Below are 19406 nucleotides of genomic sequence, written 5' to 3' on the forward strand. Positions count from 1 at the left end.
TCGCCGACACCGGCGCCCGGCTCGGCATCCACGCCCAGGACGACACCGGCTGCGCGGTCGCCAACACCCTCGCCGCCGTCGACGCGGGCGCCACCCACGTCCAGTGCACGGCCAACGGCTACGGCGAGCGCGTCGGCAACGCCAACCTGTTCCCGGTCGTGGCCGCGCTGGAGCTGAAGTACGGCAAGAAGGTCCTGCCCGAGGGACGGCTGCGCGAGACGACCCGCATCTCGCACGCCATCGCCGAGGTCGTCAACCTCACCCCCTCCACCCACCAGCCCTACGTCGGCGTCTCCGCGTTCGCGCACAAGGCGGGCCTGCACGCCTCGGCGATCAAGGTCGACCCGGACCTGTACCAGCACATCGACCCCGAGCAGGTCGGCAACACCATGCGGATGCTGGTCTCCGACATGGCCGGCCGCGCCTCCATCGAGCTCAAGGGCAAGGAGCTCGGCATCGACCTCGGCGGCGACCGCGAGCTGGTCGGCCGGGTCGTGGAGCGGGTCAAGGAGCGCGAGCTCAAGGGCTACACCTACGAGGCCGCCGACGCCTCCTTCGAACTGCTGCTGCGCGCGGAGGCCGAGGGCGGGCCGCTGAAGTACTTCGAGGTCGAGTCCTGGCGCGCGATCGTCGAGGACCGCCCCGACGGCACCCACGCCAACGAGGCCACGGTGAAGCTGTGGGCCAAGAGCGAGCGCATCGTCGCCACCGCGGAGGGCAACGGCCCGGTCAACGCCCTGGACCGCGCCCTGCGCGTCGCCCTGGAGAAGATCTACCCCCAGCTCGCCAAGCTGGAGCTGGTCGACTACAAGGTCCGCATCCTGGAGGGCAAGCACGGCACCCAGTCCACCACCCGGGTCCTGATCTCCACGTCCGACGGGGCGGGGGAGTGGTCCACGGTGGGCGTCGCGGACAACGTCATCGCCGCGTCCTGGCAGGCGCTGGAGGACGCATACACCTACGGCCTGCTGCGCGCCGGGGTGGAACCGGCCGCGTAGGGGACGCCGAGGCCGACGGGCCCGGCGGGGGGGCATCGGAAAACCCTGCCGGGCCCGATGTCCGTTTCGGGCTGAATTCGGGTAGCTTCGAACATATGAAGGCCGCGCCGACGCGTACGCTCCTCGTACGCCTGCTGATCGTGCCGATCGCCGCCGCACTGGCGGTGCTGATGGCCGGTGCGCCCGGGGCGCACGCGGCCACGGACCTCTCGACCGTCGCCCAGGCGCTGCGCGAGAGTCCCGTCTACGTCGATCCCGAGGCCACCGACATCCTGGCGGAGTCCGACGCCGAGGCCCTCGCCGACAAGATCGAGGACGCGGACAAACCGGTCTTCGTGGCGGTCCTCCCGGCGGACTACCCGACCGACGACCTCTTCCGGAACCTGCGCACGGAGACCGGCGTCACCGGCCTGTACGGCATCCGGCTCGGCGACGAGTTCGACGCGCGCGCCGACAGCGGCGTGCTGAGCCGCCAGGGCGTGCAGAACCTGGTCACGGCCGCGCAGGGCGCGGGCGACGCCAAGGCCCAGCTGAACGACTTCGTGGACGACGCGCTGCGCAACATCGGCGGATCGGCGCCGAACTCCTGGAGCGGCGGGGGCGGCGGCGACGTCCCCGTCAGCGGGCTGATCACCGCCGGTGCCCTGCTGGCCGCCGGCGGCGCGGGCGTGTACGCCCTGTCCCGCCGCAACCGGCGCCGCCACGAGGAGGAGCAGCGGGCCGCGCTGGAGAAGCTGCGGGTCGTGGTCGACGAGGACATCACCGCCTTCGGCGAGGAACTCGACCGCCTCGACTTCCACCCCGCCGAGCCCGGCGCGGACGACGCGATGCGCACGGACTACACGCACGCGCTCGACGCCTACGAGCAGTCCAAGCGGCTGATGGCCGAGGCCCGCAAACCGGAGGACGTCCGGGGCGTCACCCAGGCCGTGGAGGACGGGCGCTTCGCCCTCGCCCGGCTCGCCGCGCGCCGCGAGGGGCGCCCGCTGCCGGAGCGCCGCCCGCCCTGCTTCTTCGATCCGCGCCACGGCCCCTCGGTCGCCGACGCCACATGGACGCCCCCGAGCGGTGCCGCGCGCGAGGTCCCGGTCTGCGCGGCCGACCGGGCCCGCCTCGCCGACGGCCAGGAGCCGATGGTCCGCGAGGTCGACACCGACTACGGCCGCCGCCCCTACTGGGACGCCGGCCCCGCCTACGGCCCCTGGGCCGGCGGCTACTTCGGCGGCGGTCTGCTGCCCGGCCTCCTCGTCGGCACGATGCTCGGCGGCATGATGGCCGGTCCCGCCTACGGTGCCGACTACGGTGCCGGCTACGGCGACTTCGGCGGCTACGAGGGCGGCGACGTCTCCGGCGCGGACTTCGACGGCGGCGACTTCGGCGGTGATTTCGGCGGCGGCGGCTTCGGAGGCGGCGGGGGCGGCGGGGGCGGCGATTTCGGCGGCGGGTTCTGAGAACTCAGAGAGCGGGGAGGACGGGCGAACGCCCGGTGCGCCGCGGACCACCGGACGATCGGCCGGCCCGGTCGCCGTGTCCGGGCCCGGGCCGCCGTGGCGGTGGACCTCCGTGCCCCGAGGGGGCGGCGGAGCTCACGCCTGCTTGATCGCCGAGATGTCGAAGGTCAGCTTGATCTTGTCGGAGACCAGGAAACCGCCCGTCTCCAGGGCCGCGTTCCAGGTCAGGCCCCAGTCGGAGCGCAGGATCTCGGCCTTGCCCTCGAAGCCGACGCGCTCGTTGCCGAAGGGGTCCTTCGCGGCGCCGTTGAACTCGAGGTCGATGGTGACCGGCCGGGTGGTGCCCAGGATGGTCAGGTCGCCGGTGATGCGGTAGTCGTCGCCGCCGAGGGCCTCGGCCTTGGTGGAGCGGAACGTCATCGTCGGGAACTCGTCCGTCTTGAAGAAGTCCGCGCTCTTGAGGTGGCCGTCACGGTCGGCGTTGCCCGTGTCGATGCTGTCCATCACCACGTCGACGGTGGCCGTCGAGCCGGACGGGTCGGCGCCGTCGAGGTGCAGCGTGCCGGAGAAGTCCTGGAAGCTGCCCTTGACGTTGGTGACCATGGCGTGCCGGGCGACGAAGCCGATCGTGGTGTGCGCGGGGTCGATCGTGTAGTCGCCGGTGAGGGCGGCCAGGTCCGGGTTCACCGCGCCGGCGGTGGCCACGGCGGTTGCGGTCTCGTCGTTCTTGCGGTTGAAGATGCCCATGGTGTTCCTCCTGGGAGTGGGGAGATCACGTTTAACTTTCAACTAACTCAACGGGATCCACCGTAGACCCATTCCCTTCAATGTTCAACATCTTTGGCGACGGTGTCGCGATTGGTCCGCTCGAAAGGGTGGTACTGGCCTGATCGTGTCCTCCATCGCCGTCCTCGTGGAGCTCCTGCGGCGCGATACGTCCGGTGGCCATGTGAAGTGCTGGGAGCACTTCGCGCGGAGCGCCGCCCGCCTGCCCGACGGCACCGGACTGGACCTGACCGTCTACTTCCTCGGTGACCGGGAGCGGGTCGAGCCCCTCGCCCCGCACGTCCGGTTCGTCATGCTCCGGCCGGTGCTCAGCACGGCGGCGATGCGGTCGGCCGACGGTGCGGAGGACGTCTGCGACCTCGCGCCGTACCACCCGCGGCTCGCGGCCCTGCTGCCCCGGCACGACGTCTGGCACCTGACCCACAGCTTCGCCTTCGCCGCCACCGCCGTGCGGCTCGGCCGCCGTGCGGCCCGGCGGGGCGCCCCGCGGCCCCGGCTCGTCGGCTCCGTGCACACCGACGTACCGCTGCTGGCCTCCGTCTACGCCCGCTACCTGGCGGACCGGTGGCTGCCCGGCTCCCATCCGCGGGTGGACGGCCTCCTCGCGGACGAGGCGGAGACCCTGCTGCGCCGGCGGCGGGACCGGCTGCTGGACAGCTGCGAACACGTGCTGGCCCCCACCCCGGAAGGGTGCGCGGAACTCGCCCGCGTCCTCGGCCCGCACCGGATCGCCCTGCTGCGCCGCGGCATCGACCACGACCTCTTCCGGCCCGACCGCACCGCCCGCGCCCGGCTGGCGCGCGAGTACGGCCTGCCGGCCGACCGTCCGCTGGTGCTGTTCGCCGGGCGGCTGGACGCCACGAAGGGGGCACCGCTGCTGGCCGAGAGCGTGCGGCTGCTGCGCGCCCGGGGCACGGCCGCGCACCTGGTCGTCGCGGGCTCGGGCGCCGAGGCGGAAGCGGTGCGCCGCTCGCTCGGCCCGGACGTCACCCTGCTCGGTCCGCTCCCGCAGGACCGGCTGGCACGGGTGTACGCGGGCTGCGACATCTTCGCCTTCCCGTCCCGCACGGAGACCATCGGCAACGTCGTCGCCGAGGCGATGGCGTGCGGCCTGGCGGTCGTCCTGCCCGAGGGCGCGCACACCACCCGCTGGCTGACCGCCCCCGGCGGGGACGGCATCGTCGTCCGCCACGACGACCCCCGGGACTGGGCGGACGCCCTGGGCGCGCTGATCGACCGGCCCGCCCTGCGGGAGGCGGTGCGGCGACGAGCCGCGGCCACGGCCAGGAACACCCACCGCTCCTGGGACCGCGTGCTGGCGGAGGACCTGCTCCCGGTCTGGACCCGCCGTTCCCCGGGGGCCGGGCGGGAGCGGGTCCCCGGCCCCGCGCGACCCGGGCACGGCCGGGGGCGGTCGGGCTGATCACCCTCCCGCCGCCCGGGCCGCTCATGCCGCACGGTCCCGCCCGTCCCTCCCGCGCCGCCCGTGCAGCGCCATGATCACCGGGGACGTGTCCAGGCTCACGATCCCCGCCCCCACCAGGGCCAGCCCCGCCACCGTCGCCGCCGAGACCGGCCAGCCCGTGTGGATCGCCTCGCCGAACACGACCGTGCCCACGGTCACCGCGACCACCGGTTCCGTCGCGTCGAGGACGGTCATGCTCGCGGCCAGCGGGCCCTGCTGGAAGGCGCTCTGGATGAGCAGCAGGCCGCCCACGCTGGCCACGACGAGCGCGTACGTCTGCCAGGCGGCCAGGGCCGCGAGCAGCCCGTGCCGGAGGCGGTCCACGGTCGCGGCCAGCAGGACGGACTGGGTGCCCATGACCGCCCCGGCGGCGAGCGCCGTGGCCGAGGCCCGCCAGGGACCGGTCAGCACGCGCGCGGCCGTGAGGACGGCGCCGACCACGGCCGCGGTCACGCCGACGACCAGCAGCCAGGAGAACGGGCCGGCCGCCCGCGGGTCGCCGCCGTGCGGGCGCGCGGAGAGCAGGGCCAGGGCCAGCCCCGCGGCCACCGCACACGTGCCCAGCCACTCCCTCCGCCCCAGCCGCAGCCGGTGCAGCCGGGCCGACAGCGGGACCGCGAAGACCAGTTCCGCGACGATCAGCGGCTGCACCAGGCTCAGCGGCCCGAACGCCAGCGCCAGCGACTGGAACCCGTACGCCACCACGGCCAGCCCGATCCCGCACAGCCACAGCGGATCCCGCGCCAGACGCCCCAGCAGCCGCGCCGTGAGCGCCTCCGCGTCCGGCCGTGCCGCCGCCGCCCACTGCTGCATGACGCCGGCGACCGCGAAGCAGACACCGGCGGCCAGTGAGGCGAGGACGGCGGTCACCATGGGACGACGGCCCCTGCGGGCGGGCTAGTCCGGTGCCCGCCGGGGCGTCGCGCCCTGGGGCGCGTCCCGGGTGTGGACGTACAGCATGCGCCGGTCGCCGACGTCGAGGTGCTGGGGGAGCGGCAGCTCATAGCGCACCGGCCGGGCGTGGTCGGCGAGTTGCCGGCGCGGGTTGTAGACCTGGTTGAACTTCCACAGCATGCGGGCGAAGTTGGTCTGCCCGTGCAGCAGGTTGCGGGTGAGCACGCGCGCCGCGCCGAACGCCGTGCGCAGCCCCAGGTGCTTGCGGTTGATGACCGCCTGGGTGCGCACCAGCTCCTCGTAGAAGCGCTCCAGCGGCAGCGTGGTGGGCACCACCGCGTGCTGGATGTCGAAGAGGCGGTAGTCGCGGGTGGTGAGCCGGCGCGACTCGGTGTGCCAGATCTCGGTGCCCGGGTACGGCGTCATCACGGTGAAGTGCACGATCTCCGGCACGGCCAGCGCGAACTCCCGCACCACGCGGAAGCGTTCCTCGTCCCAGGCCGGGTCCACGATCAGGTTGACGGCGACCTTGATGCCGAGCCGGCGGGCCGTCTCCAGCGCCTGCAGGTTCTCGTCGGGACTGACCCGTTTGCGGTACAGGTCCAGGCCCTCGGCGTCGATCGCCTCCATGCCGAGGAACATGTAGCGCAGCCCCAGCCGCGCCCACCGCTCGAACACCTCCGGGTGGCGCAGCAGGACGTCCGCACGCGTCTCCAGGTAGTACCGCTTGCGGATGCCGCGCCGCTCCACCTCCGCGGCGATGGCGTTCCCGTGCTCCGGCCGGATGAACGCCACGTCGTCCACGATGAACACGTTCGGCTCGCGGATGCCCGCCAGCTCCTGTGCCGCCGCCTCGGGCGAGGCCTTGCGGTAGCTGCGGCCGTAGAACGTCCACGCCGAGCAGAACGAGCAGTCCCAGGGACAGCCTCGGGTGAACTCGATGGAGGCGCACGGGTCGAGCTCGCCGATGAAGTAGCGGCGCCGGCCCCGCATCAGGTCCCGGGCCGGGAGCGGGGTGTCGATGCCGTGCAGCATCAGCGGCGCGGGCCCGCGTCCGGCGGCCGTGACGATGCCCGGCACCCCCTCCACCCCGCCGTCGCGCACCGCCTCCAGCAGGGGCGCGACCGCCGGTTCCCCCTCGCCGCGCACCACGGCGTCCACCACGCCCTTCGCCTGTTCGAGCACCTCCTCGGCGACGAAGGAGACGCTGTGCCCGCCGAGGAAGACGAAACAGCCCGGCACCTCCCGCTTCACCCGCGCCGCCAGCCCGATCGCCTCGGGGATGTTCGCCAGGTAGTTCAGCGAGATGCCGAGCGCCTCCGGGCGGAAGGACCGCACCTCGTCGCGCAGCCGCCCGAGGCCGAGCACCTGGAGGTCGACGACCCGCACCTCGTGACCGGCCGCACGGGCGGCGCCCGCGACCCGTTCCAGGCCCAGCGGTTCGAGCCGGAGGAAGATCTCGGAGTACATCAGGGCGCTGGGGTGGACGAGCAGCAGACGCATGGTGACCTCGCCACGGGGAGCCGGACGGAACCGGAGACGAAAGGGTGTCCCCTTCGTATCCCGGCAAACCCGTGCCGCGTACCTCTCGTACACCCGCATGGCGGGACCGGGTGGCACGCAGGAGTGGTCCTGCCGTACGGCGCGCGGAGCGCGGGAAGCCGTGCACGACGCGCGTCGGACCGGGGGGATCCGGGCCCGGGCGAGCGGCTCCAGCACTGGCGCGGTGCACCGGAGTGGGGGTGTCCTGGATGACGAGGACCCGCAGCGACCACGAGACCAGAGCGGACCGACAGCGCAGGGAGACCGAACTCGTGACCCACACCGGCTCCGGCTCCACCTACGACCCCCCCGCGGGCCCCGCACGCGGCGCCCACCCCGCCCCTGCACCCGCCCCGGCCGCGGCGCGCGGACACGGGCCGCCGTCCCCCGCGGACCGGCCCGTCGCCCTCGTCACCGGCGCGTCCTCGGGCATCGGCGCGGCCACGGCGCGGCGCTTCGCCGCCGGGGGCTGGCACCTGCTGCTCAGCGGGCGGGACCGGCGCCGGCTGGAGGAGACGGCGGCCGGCACCTCGGCGGTCCTCCTGCCCGCCGACCTCGCCGCCCCGGAGGGGGCGCGGCTGCTGGCGGAGGCCGCGCTGCGCCAGACCGGCCGGATCGACGTGCTGGTCGCCGGGGCGGGCATCGGCTGGGCGGGTCCGTTCCGGACCATGCCGCACACCGACATCGACCGGGTGCTGTTCCTGGACCTCAACGCGACGCTGCACCTCGTACGGGAGGTCCTGCCCTCCATGGTGGCGGCCGGCAGGGGCCGGGTGGTCCTCATCGGCTCGGTGGCCGGCTGTGTGGGCGTGCGGGAGGAAGCGGTGTACTCCGCGGCCAAGGCCGGGCTCGCCGCGTTCGCCGAGGCGCTCCGGCAGGAACTGCTCGGCACGGGCGTGGGGGTGACGCTCGTCGTGCCCGGCCCCGTGGAGACGCGCTTCTTCGCCCGCCGCGGCCGGCCGTACGACCGGTCCCGCCCCCGCCTCGCCTCGCCCGGCAGCGTCGCGGGCGTGGTCTGGGACGCGGTCTCCCGGGGCCGCGACGACGCCTACGTCCCCACCTGGCTCACCCTCCCGGGCCGCGTGCGCGGCCTCACCCCCGGCCTCTACCGCCGGCTCCTGAACCGGTTCGGATGAGGGAGCGCCGTCGCTCGCCGGGCCGTACCGCTACCCTCTGCGTGAGCGAACCGACCCGAACGGGCGAACCGCTGGAGATCATCTCGGAGCACCCCCGTGCGCGGGGCGCCGCGGGCCGGTGATTCCGCGGAGATCCCGGCCACCGGCTGCGGCTGCGCGTCACCCGGGAGGAGGCATGCGCCACCCGCGGATGTGAGGTGGCTCTCAGCGGACGGCTTTGTGTGACCCCTACAAGCCATATGCCCTCTGAGCAGTCGGAATGCCTGCACGCGGCCGTGGTTCTGTTCAGGGGTACCAGGAAAACACCCCGGAGACTGTGAGGAGTCGACGGCTCGCATTCCCCGGTGGGCTTCGTAAGGTCACTACATGACCGTTTTGGATGAGGCGCCGGGTGAGCCGACCGACGCGCGCGGACGCGTGGCCGAACTGCACGAGATCCGTGCGCGGGCGCTGGCCGGGCCGAGTGAGAAGGCGACGGCGGCGCAGCACGCCAAGGGCAAGCTGACCGCGCGGGAGCGGATCGAGCTGCTGCTGGACGCGGGTTCCTTCCGTGAGGTCGAGCAGCTGCGCCGGCACCGGGCCACCGGTTTCGGTCTGGAGGAGAAGAAGCCGTACACGGACGGTGTGATCACCGGCTGGGGCACGGTGGAGGGCCGTACGGTCTTCGTCTACGCCCACGACTTCCGCATCTTCGGCGGTGCGCTGGGCGAGGCCCACGCCACGAAGATCCACAAGATCATGGACATGGCCATCGCGGCCGGCGCGCCGCTGGTGTCGCTGAACGACGGGGCCGGTGCCCGGATCCAGGAGGGCGTCTCGGCGCTCGCCGGGTACGGCGGGATCTTCCAGCGCAACACCCGGGCCTCCGGGGTCATCCCGCAGATCTCGGTGATGCTGGGCCCGTGCGCGGGCGGTGCGGCCTACAGCCCCGCGCTGACCGACTTCGTGTTCATGGTGCGCGACACCTCGCAGATGTTCATCACCGGCCCGGACGTGGTCAAGGCGGTCACCGGCGAGGAGATCACCCAGAACGGCCTGGGCGGCGCGGACGTGCACGCCGAGACCTCCGGGGTGTGCCACTTCGCCTACGACGACGAGGAGACGTGCCTCCAGGAGGTGCGCTACCTGCTCTCCCTGCTCCCGCAGAACAACCGGGAGAACCCGCCCCGGGCGGTGGCCGGCGACCCCGTCGACCGGCGGAGCGAGGTGCTGCTGGACCTGGTCCCGGCCGACGGCAACCGCCCGTACGACATGGCGAAGGTCATCGAGGAGATCGTCGACGACGGCGAGTACCTGGAGGTCCACGAGCGCTGGGCGCGCAACATCATCTGCGCGCTGGCGCGGATGGACGGCCAGGTCGTGGGCATCGTCGCCAACCAGCCGCAGGTGCTGGCGGGCGTGCTGGACATCGAGGCGTCCGAGAAGGCCGCCCGCTTCGTGCAGATGTGCGACGCCTTCAACATCCCGATCGTCACCTTCCTGGACGTGCCCGGCTTCCTGCCGGGTGTGGACCAGGAGCACGGCGGCATCATCCGGCACGGCGCGAAGCTGCTGTACGCCTACTGCAACGCGACCGTGCCGCGGATCTCGCTGATCCTGCGCAAGGCCTACGGCGGCGCCTACATCGTGATGGACTCCCAGTCCATCGGTGCCGACCTGACCTACGCCTGGCCGACGAACGAGATCGCCGTCATGGGCGCGGAGGGCGCGGCCAACGTCATCTTCCGCCGGCAGATCGCCGAGGCCGAGGACCCCGAGGCCATGCGTCAGAAGATGGTCAAGGAGTACAAGTCCGAGCTGATGCACCCCTACTACGCGGCCGAGCGCGGCCTGGTCGACGACGTGATCGACCCCGCCGAGACCCGTGAGGTGCTCATCAGGTCCCTGGCGATGCTCCAGACCAAGCACGCCGACCTGCCCTCCCGCAAGCACGGCAACCCGCCCCAGTAACCCGGCGGACCCCTCGCGGCAACCCCGCGGACCTCTCTCCCAGGGAGACTGACACCCATGAGCACACCTGACATCCGTGTCGAGAAGGGCCACGCCGAGCCCGAGGAGGTCGCCGCCCTCACGGCGATCCTGCTCGCCCGCGCGGCCGCCCAGCCGCCCGCCGCGGCCCAGGCCCACCGGGGCCGCGCGAGGGCCGGCTGGCGCCGCCTGGAACGCGAACCCGGCTTCCGCGCCCCGCACAGCTGGCACTGACCTCGACGCGAAGAGGCCCCTCCGTTCAGGAGGGGCCTCTTCGCGTCGAGGGGCACGGGGTCGTGACGACATGCGGCCGGCGCCGCGCGGGCGCGACCGGCCACGAACACCCCGCGCCCGGCATACGCCCGGCACGCAACAGCCCCCGGCAGCCCAGCGGCCGCAGGGGGCTTTGCGCAACCCGGTGTGGCGACTACCGCAGGCGCGCCATGAGGGCGTGCTCCACGAGCGTGATCAGCGTCGACTTCGCGTCCGCGCGGTGGCGGGCGTCGGTGGTGATGATCGGGGTGTCGGGTCCGATCTGCAGCGCCTCGCGCACCTCGTCCGGCGAGTACGGCTGGTTGCCGTCGAAGCCGTTCAGCGCGATGACGAACGGGAGCCCGCTGTTCTCGAAGTAGTCGACGGCGGGGAAGCAGTCGGCGAGCCGGCGGGTGTCCACCAGGACGACCGCGCCGATGGCGCCGCGCACCAGGTCGTCCCACATGAACCAGAAGCGGTCCTGACCGGGCGTGCCGAACAGGTACAGGATCAGGTCCTGGTCGAGCGTGATGCGGCCGAAGTCCATGGCGACCGTCGTGGTCGTCTTGTCCCCGGTGTGGGTGAGGTCGTCGATGCCCGCCGAAGCAGACGTCATGACGGCCTCCGTGCGCAGCGGGTTGATCTCCGAGACGGCGCCGACGAACGTGGTCTTGCCCACGCCGAAGCCGCCCGCCACCACGATCTTCGCGGAGGTGGTGGAGCGGGAAGGACCGCCGCTAGAGCTTGCGAAGTCCACTGAGCACCCTTTCGAGCAGTGTCACGTCTGGCTGGCCGCCGGCGTTCTCGTCGCCGCCGGGCTGATGGATGGCGACCAGTCCCGCCTCCGCCAAGTCGGCGACGAGGATCCTGGCCACGCCGAGAGGAATGGTCAGCAGGGCCGAGATCTCGGCCACCGACTTGATTTCCCGGCAGAGGTTGCAGATCCGCTGATGCTCGGGCAGCTGGCCCTGCATCTGATGCGGCTGCGCGGTGGTGTGCACCAGTGCCTCGATGGCGAGCTGGTACCGCGGCCTGGTGCGGCCGCCCGTCATCGCGTACGGACGCACCAGTGGGTTGTTCGACGCCCCGGCGGGCGCCGGCTCGGGGGTGCGGCGCTGCGGCTGCACGGGCTGGACGCGCGGCGTGTGCGGTTGGCCGTACGGCGAAGGGCCGGGGCCCTGCGGCACGTACGGCTGCTGGTGGTTCGGTGCGGAGGGGTAGCCGTATCCGCTCTGGGCGGGGTCGTTCTGGCCCTGGGCAGGGCCGTACGACCAGTTGCCCGAAGACGAACCGCCTGGGGGTGTTGCCACTTTCTCCTCCTCCGACTGTGCCGGGCACCCATGACTGTGGAGCCGCGTCCCGAAACCTTACGGCCACGGGACGCCGAAGCGCACCGTCCGTCTGTTAGTTGAGAAGGCTCCCCTGGAGCTCCGCCCTGAGGTCCGGCGTCAGGACCGTACCGGCCCGGTCGACCAGAAGGGCCATCTCGTACCCAATGAGGCCGATGTCCGCCTCCGGATGCGCGAGGACCGCGAGCGACGAACCGTCGGAAATGGACATGATGAAGAGGAATCCCCGCTCCATCTCCACAACCGTCTGGTTCACGCTGCCGCCCTCGAAGATCCGGGAGGCGCCTGCCGTCAGAGACGTCAGACCGGAGGCGACGGCCGCGAGCTGGTCGGCGCGGTCGCGGGGGAAGCCTTCGGACATCGCCAGAAGGAGTCCGTCGGCGGAGACCACCACCGTGTGGGACACCCCCGGGGTGTTGTCCACGAAGTTGGTGATCAACCAGTTCAGGTTCTGTGCCGCCTGGCTCATCGGGCTCACACTAACGCTCCTGGTTGTAGGTGCTGTCAGGACCGAAGCCCTGGCCGTTCGTTTCACTGCCTGCGGTGCGGCCCCGTTGGACACCGCGCCGCAGGTTGCTCAGCCTGCCCCGGACGTCCTCCGGGGCGCGGGAGACCTGTGGGCCTCCCTGGGGAGTGGTTTCGGCGGAACCCTGGACCAGGTTGGCCTTGGGCACCCGCCGCGGCAGGCCGGAGGAGGTGACTCCGCCCGCCTTGGGCTTCCGGAGCTGCGAGGCCTGCTGCCAGCGCTCGTCGTTCGCCGAGCGCCAGCTGCTGTCGCCGTTGCCCTCCGGAGTGGAGGCCGGCGGCTCCTGGTTCACGCTCCGTGCGCCGCCCGTGCCGTTCGCGCCGCTCGCGGTGGATCCGCGGCGGGGAAGCCCGGCGTCGGTCAGGTCGTGGACGTCGGAGGGGGCCGGTCCCGGACGGTCGAAGCCTACGCTGTCCCGCTCACCTGCGTCAGCGGCCTGCGCGGATTCCGGTTCCTGGGCACCCGCAGGGTACTGGGCAGGGTAGCCGTTGTGGTAGCCGTCCTGCTGCGGCCAGTCGTCCTCCCGGCGCCGCTCGGCGAAGGACGGGAAGGACTCGGGGACGGAGGTGTCCGTCGCCGGACGGTCCTCCCGGACCGGCTCCGCGTAGGAGGGGTCCGGGTAGCCGCCGTTGGACGAGAAGGTGTCGTTCTGCGGCAGGTGGCCGTTCGGCGCGTAGTAGTTCTCGCCGTACGCCGTCTGCTGCCCGGTGTCGTACGCCTGCTGGTCGTACCCGGCGGTCTGCTGCTCCTGGTGGCCGCCGTGGCCGCCGTCGAAGCCCCGGCCCTCGTGGTAACCCCGGCCGTCGTCGTAGCCCTGCGGGGCGGCGAACTCGTCGGGGTACGCGGACGCCTCGGGGACCTCCTGGCCGTTCGGGGCGGTCAACTCGGACTGCTGGGGCTGCGCCTGGGCCTCCAGGGCCGCCCGGCGCTCCTCGCGCATCAGGGAACGGCCGACCGGGTCCAGCTCGCGTACGTCGTCCGGGACCTCCGCGTAGCGGCTGTCGTCGAAGCCGAGTTCCGCCGCGGTGCGCAGGGGCTGGTTGAAGTTCTCACCCTGGAAGTTCTGCTCCGGGATGATCTGCGAGACCGTGAACTCGTCGCGCTCCGCCTGCTGTTCGCCGCCGCCACCGTGGGTGATCGCGTCCGGCAGCATGACCAGCGAGGTCGTGCCGGCCTGCTCGCCCGAGGGACGCAGCTGGACGCGGATGCCGTGCCGGTCGGACAGCCGGCCGACCACGAACAGGCCCATGCGCTGCGAGATCGCGGCGTCCACGGTCGGCGGGTTGGCCAGCTTGTGGTTGATGTCGGCGAAGTCCTCGGCGGTCAGGCCGATGCCCTTGTCGTGGATCTCGATCATCACGCGGCCGTCGGGGAGACGGGTCGCGGTGACGCGGACCTTGGTCTGCGGGGAGGAGAACGTCGTGGCGTTCTCCAGCAGCTCGGCGAGGAGGTGCACGAGGTCGGTCACGGCCCGGCCGTGGATCTCGGCGTCGGGGACGCCGGACAGTTCGATGCGCTCGTACTGCTCCACCTCGGAGGAGGCGGCGCGCAAGACGTCGACCAGCGGCACCGGCTGGTCCCAGCGGCGGCCGGGCTCCTCGCCGGCGAGGACGAGGAGGTTCTCGCCGTTGCGGCGCATACGGGTGGCCAGGTGGTCCAGCTTGAAGAGGTTCTCCAGCTGGTCCGGGTCGGCCTCGTTGTTCTCCAGGTCGGTGATCAGGGTCAGCTGGCCCTCGATCAGCGACTGGTTGCGGCGCGAGAGGTTGGTGAAGATCGCGTTGATGTTGCCCCGCAGCAGCGCCTGCTCGGCGGCGAGCCGGACGGCCTCGCGGTGGACCTGGTCGAAGGCGCGGGCGACCTCGCCGATCTCGTCCGTGGAGGTGATCGGGATCGGCGCGACGCGGGTGTCGACGCGACCGGGGTCGGTGCGCGAGAGCTGGTCGACCAGCATCGGCAGCCGCTGTTCGGCGATGCCGAAGGCGGCGTTGCGCAGCTGGCGCATGGAGCGGCTCATCTGGCGGGCCACCATGCCGGCCAGGATGAACGCGGCGAGCAGGGCGATCACGACGGCCGCACCGGTGATGTAGGCGTCGCGCTGGGCGTCGTCGGCGATCTGGGAGGCCTCGCTCACCGCGGTGTCGGCCAGGTCCGACTCGATCTGCCGGTAACCGTCGAACTTGAGCGTGTTCACCGCCCACCAGTTCTCGGGGGTGATGCCCTGTGTGGCGAGGTCGGCGCGGCCGGACGGGTCCGTGGTGCCGAGCTTGCCCAGCTCCGCGATCATCGTTTCCGGCTTGGCGGGCGGCGGGACGTAGTCCGGGTCCCTCTGCTTGGCCTCCTGGGCCATGGCCTTGCCGTCGGCCTCGACCTCCTGCGTGACCTTCTCCAGCTTGGCCTCGTCGGCCTCGGTGCCACCGCCGAGGTACTCCTCGATGGCGATGCGCTCGAGGTAGGCGTAGGAGGAGAGGGCGACGCGCTGGCTGGCGAGCTGGCTCTCGGTCGGACCGGGCTTCACCAGCATGTGCATGCCGATGGAACGCTCCAGCGACAGCGCCGCCTTGGTCAGCGAGATCGCGTAGACCGTGCGCCCGTAGCTGGTGATGTTGCCGGTACCGAGACCGAGCTCGTTGGCGAACTCCATCAGGGGGTGGGAGACCTGGACGTAGCCCTCTTCGGTCTGCACGCCCTTGAGCTTGGTGTACGCGCCCGCGCGCAGCTCCGCGAGCTTCGGCTCGACCTTGTGGAACCCGTCCAGCCGGCGCTTCAGACCCGGCTTGTCCGGCATGTTCCGCGCCGCCTCGTCGAAGGCGTCGGCGGCCTTGTCGGTCGCCGCGCGGGCCTCGGTGACGGTGGAGTCCTGCTCGCCCTTGCCCTGCAGCAGCGGCGCCGCCGTGATGTCCCGCTCGTTGTAGAGGGCGTTGGCGTAGGTGAGGGAGGCCTGCACCAGACGCGCGGTGTTCTCCGCGTCCTCGGCCTCCTGCCAGGTGTCGATCGAGCTCTTCACCTGGAAGCCGCCCATGACCAGACCGACCAGCACGGGGAGGAGCAGGATCGCGTTCAGCCTGGTCGTCACCCGCCAGTTGCGCGGGGTGAAGCGGCCGTTGCTCGAGGCGGGCGCGGTCGCCGGCTCGGCACCGGGCACGGGGGCGGGCGCCGCTGTGCGCGGCGGCGGGGTGAAGTTGCCCCGGGCCGACGGCTCGGGACTGTTCTTGCTTCGCCTCACTCGACCAACAACCTCTCGGCGGTCGGCACCAACGTTGTGCCGCAGTGTCTCAGAGCCCGGCATGCCATCGACTACTGAGTACGTCTTTGACTATTGGGCAGTTCAGGCATTCCAGCATGCCGACCTGCGCTCTTCCAAACAGTGGAGAGCGGGGAATCCGAGTGATGTAAGCCCCAGATAAAACGGTCATACAGAGCGAGCCGCGCCAAAAGGCCGGAGGTTCGTGCGCACAGTGGTACCGGCCGACCGCGTCGCGTGTCGGGCCTCACTCGATTCCTCTGCCGAAACGTTATGAACACCGAGGCCGGCCGTGTCGAAGGACACAGCCGGCTCCGGGACGCCGTCTACGACAACTGCCGTGTGGGGCTCCTGATTTGGACCTACCTGAGGCGCGCCATGAGGGCGTGCTCCACGAGCGTGATCAGCGCACTCTTCGCGTCCGCGCGGTGGCGGGCGTCGGTGGTGATGATCGGGGTGTCGGGACCGATCTGCAGCGCCTCGCGCACCTCTTCCGGCTGGTACGGCTGCTGTCCGTCGAACCCGTTGAGGGCGACGACGAACGGCAGTCCGCTGTTCTCGAAGTAGTCGACGGCGGGGAAGCAGTCGGCGAGCCGGCGGGTGTCCACCAGGACGACCGCGCCGATGGCGCCGCGCACCAGGTCGTCCCACATGAACCAGAAGCGGTCCTGACCGGGCGTGCCGAACAGGTACAGGATCAGGTCCTGGTCGAGCGTGATGCGGCCGAAGTCCATGGCGACCGTCGTGGTCGTCTTGTCCCCGGTATGGGTGAGGTCGTCGATGCCCGCGCTGGCGGAGGTCATCACGGCCTCGGTGCGCAGCGGGTTGATCTCCGAGACGGCGCCGACGAACGTGGTCTTGCCCACGCCGAAGCCGCCCGCCACCACGATCTTCGCGGACGTGGTGGAACGGCTGTCGGAGACCGTCCCGCCGCTAGAGCTTGCGAAGTCCACTGAGCACCCTTTCGAGCAGTGTCACATCCGGGGCGCCGGTCGTCTCGTCGCCGCCCGGCTGATGGATGGCGACGAGACCCGCCTCCGCGAGGTCCGCCACCAGGATCCGGGCCACGCCCAGCGGCATGTTGAGCAGCGCCGAGACCTCGGCGACCGACTTCACCTCACGGCACAGATGGCAGATGCGCTGGTGCTCCGGGAGGAGCCCCATGAGCACTGCCGGGTCGGCCGTCGTGCTGATCAGAGCCTCGATGGCCAGCTGATAGCGCGGCCTGGTCCGGCCGCCGGTCATCGCGTAGGGACGGACCAGCGGCTGGTCGCCCTCGTCCTCGTACGGCTCCGCGTACGGATCATGAGAGGCGGTGGGCGGGGTCATGAATCCTCCGGGCGGGACAGCAAGTTGGTCAGTCAAGCCGTCAGACGGGGCCGGTGGGGGGAATGTGGCGGCCGGACGGTGATTTGGTGAGGCGGGTGGTGCCGGGGCCGATCAGTGAAGCAGACTTCCTTGCAGTTCGGCGCGCAGGTCCGGGGTGAGGACCGCCCCCGCGCGGTCGACCAGGAGCGCCATCTCGTAGCCGATGAGGCCGATGTCGCACTCGGGGTGCGCCAGAACGGCGAGGGACGAGCCGTCCGAGACGGACATGAGGAAGAGGAATCCCCGCTCCATCTCGACGACCGTCTGGGCGACGTCGCCGCCCTCGAAGATCCGGGAGGCGCCGGCCGTCAGGGAGGTCAGTCCCGACGCCACGGCCGCGAGCTGGTCCGCGCGGTCGCGCGGAAAGCCCTCGGAGAGCGCCAGAAGGAGACCGTCGGCGGACACGACGACGGTGTGGGACACCCCGGGGGTGTTGTCCACGAAGTTGGTGATCAACCAGTTGAGGTTCTGTGCCGCCTGGCTCATCGGGCTCAACTAACGCTCCTGCTGGTGAGTGGGCCGCGGGAAGCTGCCGGTCTGTGCGGACCCGGCCTGACGACCCTGTGCGATACCCCGACGGAGATTGGTCAGCCGGCCGCGCACGTCATCGGGGGCGCGCGAGACCTGGGGACCGCTCTGGTGCGATTGCTGCTGAGCCGTGCCCGGGACGAGGTTCGCCCTGGGCACCCGGCGCGGCAGGCCGGAGGTGGTGACGCCGCCCGCGGCCGGCTGCCGGACGCGTTCGGCCTGCCGGACCAGCTCGTCGTTGGGCGAGCTGCGCCAGGTGGGGGAAGCGGACCGCTGCGGGCCGGTGGGCCCCTGCGGCTGCTGGGGGTGCTGCTGCGGTGTCGGAGCGGAGTCGTTGCCCTGTTCCTGCCCGCCGCCACCACGGAACCAGTTGGTCTCCAGGGTGTCGTACAGCGGCGTACGCCCGTCGCCGGGACCGGACGCCGGAGGCAGAGCCTCCGGTTCATGGCGGACCGGCTGCTGCTGCGGGGCGGGCGGGCGCGGGGCGCCGAGGCCGGCTCCGTGCGTGCCGTTGTTCTGCGGACGCTCGGACCGGCCGGTGGCGGCCGGGTCCGCGAAGTCCGGACGCTGCGGGAGGGAGTGCCGGCCCGTGGTGCCGTTGTCCTGACCCGGCACCGGGTACTGGCCGGTGGAGCCGTTGTCGTAGCCCTGCGGGGCCGCGAACTGACCCGTCGCGGACGGATCCTGCCGGCCGCCCGGCAGGCCCTGCGGGGCACCGAAGACGTCGCCATGGGCGAACTGACCCGTGTTCTGGGCGCCGTTCGCACCGGGCTGGGCGTACTGGCCCGTGTTCTGCGCGGTGTCGGCACCGGGGGCGCCGTGACGGGGCGAGCCGGCGTTCTGACGGTCGTCGAACCGGGGGATCTCCGCCGTCGCGCCGGGCCCCTGCCGGTCGTCGAACCGGGGCATGGCGGACGTCCGGGAGACGTCCGGCTCCTCGTGGCCGCGCGGGGTGTCCAGCGAGGCGCGCGGCACCGGCGGCTGGGCGTTCTCGTCGCTCCAGCTGGGCACGCGCGGCTGCTGCTGGTCACCGCCGGGCAGCTCGGCGCGCGCACCACCGCGCGGCGGGAGCTGCGGACGGCGGCCGCGCTCGGCGTCGCCGTTGCCGCGCTGCGGGGGCACCGGGCCCCGGCCGCCGTTGAAGGCGTCCCGGTCCTGCGTTCCGCCCGGACCCGCGGCCTGCAGCCCCTGCGGGGCGCCCGGCGTCCCGCCGTCGAAGCCGGCACCGGCGGGAGCCGGACGGCCCTGCGGCGGCGCGGAGGGGGCACCCTGGTCGAACAGCGACGGGGCGGAGTTGCCCGGCTGGCCCTGCGGGCCCCGTGCCCCACCGGGTCGGCCGGCGCCGTCCCGTCCGGGCAGCGCGGCCCGCGGACCCTGACCGGCGCCGAGCCGGCCACCGCCGGGCGCACCGGCACCGAGGGGACCGCCACCGGACTGACCGCCACCGGCGGCGCGCCGTGCGGCCGCGGCACCGGCGGCCGCCTGCGCGGCGGCGGGGCCACCGCCGCCCGTCCCCGGCTGGCCCGGCTTGCCCTGGGGCTTCTTGCCGCCCTGGGCGACGTCGACGGGCAGCATGACCAGCGCGGTCGTACCACCGGAGTCCGACGGACGGAGCTGGATGCGGATGCCGTGGCGCTGCGACAGACGGCCGACCACGAACAGACCCATGCGGCGGGAGACGGAGACGTCCACGGTGGGCGGCGAGGCGAGCCGCTCGTTGATCGCCGCCAGGTCCTCCGGCGACAGACCGATACCGGTGTCGTGGATCTCGATCAGCACGCGGCCGTCGGGCAGCGCGTGACCGGTGACCTTGACCTTGGTCTGCGGGGAGGAGAACGAGGTCGCGTTCTCCAGCAGCTCGGCGAGCAGGTGCACGAGGTCGTTGACGACCCGGCCGGCCAC

17 protein-coding genes are annotated in these 19406 nt (G+C 72.4%); 6 read left to right on the plus strand and 11 right to left on the minus strand.

Translation table 11 applies throughout. The features are described from left to right. Both RIM90_RS22710 and RIM90_RS22715 read left to right on the plus strand, forming a co-directional pair. On the plus strand, positions 1-998 hold a 998-nt coding region (locus tag RIM90_RS22710; RefSeq protein WP_309062598.1), incomplete at its 5' end, for an alpha-isopropylmalate synthase regulatory domain-containing protein. A 95-nt stretch (positions 999-1093) separates the two neighbouring features. Continuing rightward, positions 1094-2449, plus strand: a complete 1356-nt coding sequence (locus tag RIM90_RS22715) for a hypothetical protein (protein WP_309062599.1) — start codon at positions 1094-1096, stop codon at positions 2447-2449. 135 nt (positions 2450-2584) lie between these two features. Here the strand turns inward: RIM90_RS22715 and RIM90_RS22720 are convergent, their stop codons facing one another. Then, the gene (locus RIM90_RS22720; RefSeq protein WP_309062600.1) at positions 2585-3196 is read right to left on the minus strand and encodes a YceI family protein; all 612 of its coding nucleotides are present in this window, start codon (positions 3194-3196) and stop codon (positions 2585-2587) included. 145 nt (positions 3197-3341) lie between these two features. Between RIM90_RS22720 and RIM90_RS22725 the strand changes: the two genes are divergently transcribed. Continuing rightward, a complete protein-coding gene (locus RIM90_RS22725; protein ID WP_309062601.1) occupies positions 3342-4658 on the plus strand; it encodes a glycosyltransferase in 1317 nt (438 codons plus the stop codon). A 24-nt stretch (positions 4659-4682) separates the two neighbouring features. On the opposite strand, the gene RIM90_RS22730 is transcribed toward RIM90_RS22725, so the two are convergent. Both RIM90_RS22730 and hpnR read right to left on the minus strand, forming a co-directional pair. Further along, the gene (locus tag RIM90_RS22730) at positions 4683-5573 is read right to left on the minus strand and encodes a DMT family transporter (protein ID WP_309062602.1); all 891 of its coding nucleotides are present in this window, start codon (positions 5571-5573) and stop codon (positions 4683-4685) included. 24 nt (positions 5574-5597) lie between these two features. Next, positions 5598-7097 carry a hopanoid C-3 methylase HpnR gene (gene hpnR / locus RIM90_RS22735; RefSeq protein WP_309062603.1) on the minus strand — a complete coding sequence of 500 codons (1500 nt, stop codon included), beginning with the start codon at positions 7095-7097 and terminating at the stop codon, positions 5598-5600. A gap of 311 nt (positions 7098-7408) precedes the next feature. Between hpnR and RIM90_RS22740 the strand changes: the two genes are divergently transcribed. The 3 genes from RIM90_RS22740 to RIM90_RS22750 all read left to right on the plus strand — a co-directional run bounded on the left by RIM90_RS22740 (position 7409) and on the right by RIM90_RS22750 (position 10474). Then, positions 7409-8272: an SDR family NAD(P)-dependent oxidoreductase gene (locus RIM90_RS22740; RefSeq protein ID WP_309062610.1), complete on the plus strand. Its 864-nt coding sequence runs from the start codon at positions 7409-7411 to the stop codon at positions 8270-8272. A gap of 366 nt (positions 8273-8638) precedes the next feature. Then, positions 8639-10222 carry an acyl-CoA carboxylase subunit beta gene (locus RIM90_RS22745; protein WP_309062604.1) on the plus strand — a complete coding sequence of 528 codons (1584 nt, stop codon included), beginning with the start codon at positions 8639-8641 and terminating at the stop codon, positions 10220-10222. A gap of 57 nt (positions 10223-10279) precedes the next feature. Next, the gene (locus RIM90_RS22750; protein WP_309062605.1) at positions 10280-10474 is read left to right on the plus strand and encodes an acyl-CoA carboxylase subunit epsilon; all 195 of its coding nucleotides are present in this window, start codon (positions 10280-10282) and stop codon (positions 10472-10474) included. Positions 10475-10667: 193 nt separating this feature from the next. Here RIM90_RS22750 and RIM90_RS22755 read toward each other — a convergent pair whose 3' ends face one another. From RIM90_RS22755 to RIM90_RS22790, 8 genes are all read right to left on the minus strand, one after another. Beyond that, the gene (locus RIM90_RS22755) at positions 10668-11249 is read right to left on the minus strand and encodes an ATP/GTP-binding protein (protein ID WP_003997631.1); all 582 of its coding nucleotides are present in this window, start codon (positions 11247-11249) and stop codon (positions 10668-10670) included. Continuing rightward, positions 11230-11802 carry a DUF742 domain-containing protein gene (locus tag RIM90_RS22760; RefSeq protein WP_309062606.1) on the minus strand — a complete coding sequence of 191 codons (573 nt, stop codon included), beginning with the start codon at positions 11800-11802 and terminating at the stop codon, positions 11230-11232. Before RIM90_RS22760 ends, RIM90_RS22755 begins: the two co-directional genes overlap by 20 nt. Before the next feature lie 94 nt (positions 11803-11896). Next, positions 11897-12310 (minus strand): roadblock/LC7 domain-containing protein, encoded by a 414-nt coding sequence (locus RIM90_RS22765; protein WP_004983065.1) that lies wholly within the window; start codon positions 12308-12310, stop codon positions 11897-11899. 10 nt (positions 12311-12320) lie between these two features. Continuing rightward, positions 12321-15590 (minus strand): nitrate- and nitrite sensing domain-containing protein, encoded by a 3270-nt coding sequence (locus tag RIM90_RS22770; protein ID WP_309062607.1) that lies wholly within the window; start codon positions 15588-15590, stop codon positions 12321-12323. A gap of 380 nt (positions 15591-15970) precedes the next feature. After that, positions 15971-16561: an ATP/GTP-binding protein gene (locus RIM90_RS22775; protein WP_159535967.1), complete on the minus strand. Its 591-nt coding sequence runs from the start codon at positions 16559-16561 to the stop codon at positions 15971-15973. Next, entirely contained in the window at positions 16542-16937 is a 396-nt protein-coding gene (locus tag RIM90_RS22780) for a DUF742 domain-containing protein (RefSeq protein WP_309062608.1), read from the minus strand. Before RIM90_RS22780 ends, RIM90_RS22775 begins: the two co-directional genes overlap by 20 nt. A 111-nt stretch (positions 16938-17048) precedes the next feature. Then, on the minus strand, positions 17049-17462 hold the full coding sequence (locus RIM90_RS22785; RefSeq protein WP_184827623.1) for a roadblock/LC7 domain-containing protein: 414 nt from the start codon (positions 17460-17462) through the stop codon (positions 17049-17051). 9 nt (positions 17463-17471) lie between these two features. Beyond that, a partial coding sequence (locus tag RIM90_RS22790; protein ID WP_309062609.1) for an ATP-binding protein occupies positions 17472-19406 on the minus strand: 1935 nt, incomplete at its 5' end.

The sequence above is a fragment of the Streptomyces sp. genome (assembly GCF_031181555.1).
Taxonomy (GTDB): Bacteria; Actinomycetota; Actinomycetes; order Streptomycetales; family Streptomycetaceae; genus Streptomyces; species Streptomyces fimbriatus.

What these genes read in the sequence shown, in the direction of transcription:
- RIM90_RS22715 (WP_309062599.1), top strand. Translation starts at nt 1,094, where the DNA reads ATGAAGGCCGCGCCGACGCGTACGCTCCTCGTACGCCTGCTGATCGTG.
- RIM90_RS22720 (WP_309062600.1), bottom strand. Translation starts at nt 3,196, where the DNA reads ATGGGCATCTTCAACCGCAAGAACGACGAGACCGCAACCGCCGTGGCC.
- RIM90_RS22730 (WP_309062602.1), bottom strand. Translation starts at nt 5,573, where the DNA reads ATGGTGACCGCCGTCCTCGCCTCACTGGCCGCCGGTGTCTGCTTCGCG.
- hpnR (WP_309062603.1), bottom strand. Translation starts at nt 7,097, where the DNA reads ATGCGTCTGCTGCTCGTCCACCCCAGCGCCCTGATGTACTCCGAGATC.
- RIM90_RS22745 (WP_309062604.1), top strand. Translation starts at nt 8,639, where the DNA reads ATGACCGTTTTGGATGAGGCGCCGGGTGAGCCGACCGACGCGCGCGGA.
- RIM90_RS22750 (WP_309062605.1), top strand. Translation starts at nt 10,280, where the DNA reads ATGAGCACACCTGACATCCGTGTCGAGAAGGGCCACGCCGAGCCCGAG.
- RIM90_RS22765 (WP_004983065.1), bottom strand. Translation starts at nt 12,310, where the DNA reads ATGAGCCAGGCGGCACAGAACCTGAACTGGTTGATCACCAACTTCGTG.
- RIM90_RS22780 (WP_309062608.1), bottom strand. Translation starts at nt 16,937, where the DNA reads ATGACCCCGCCCACCGCCTCTCATGATCCGTACGCGGAGCCGTACGAG.
- RIM90_RS22785 (WP_184827623.1), bottom strand. Translation starts at nt 17,462, where the DNA reads ATGAGCCAGGCGGCACAGAACCTCAACTGGTTGATCACCAACTTCGTG.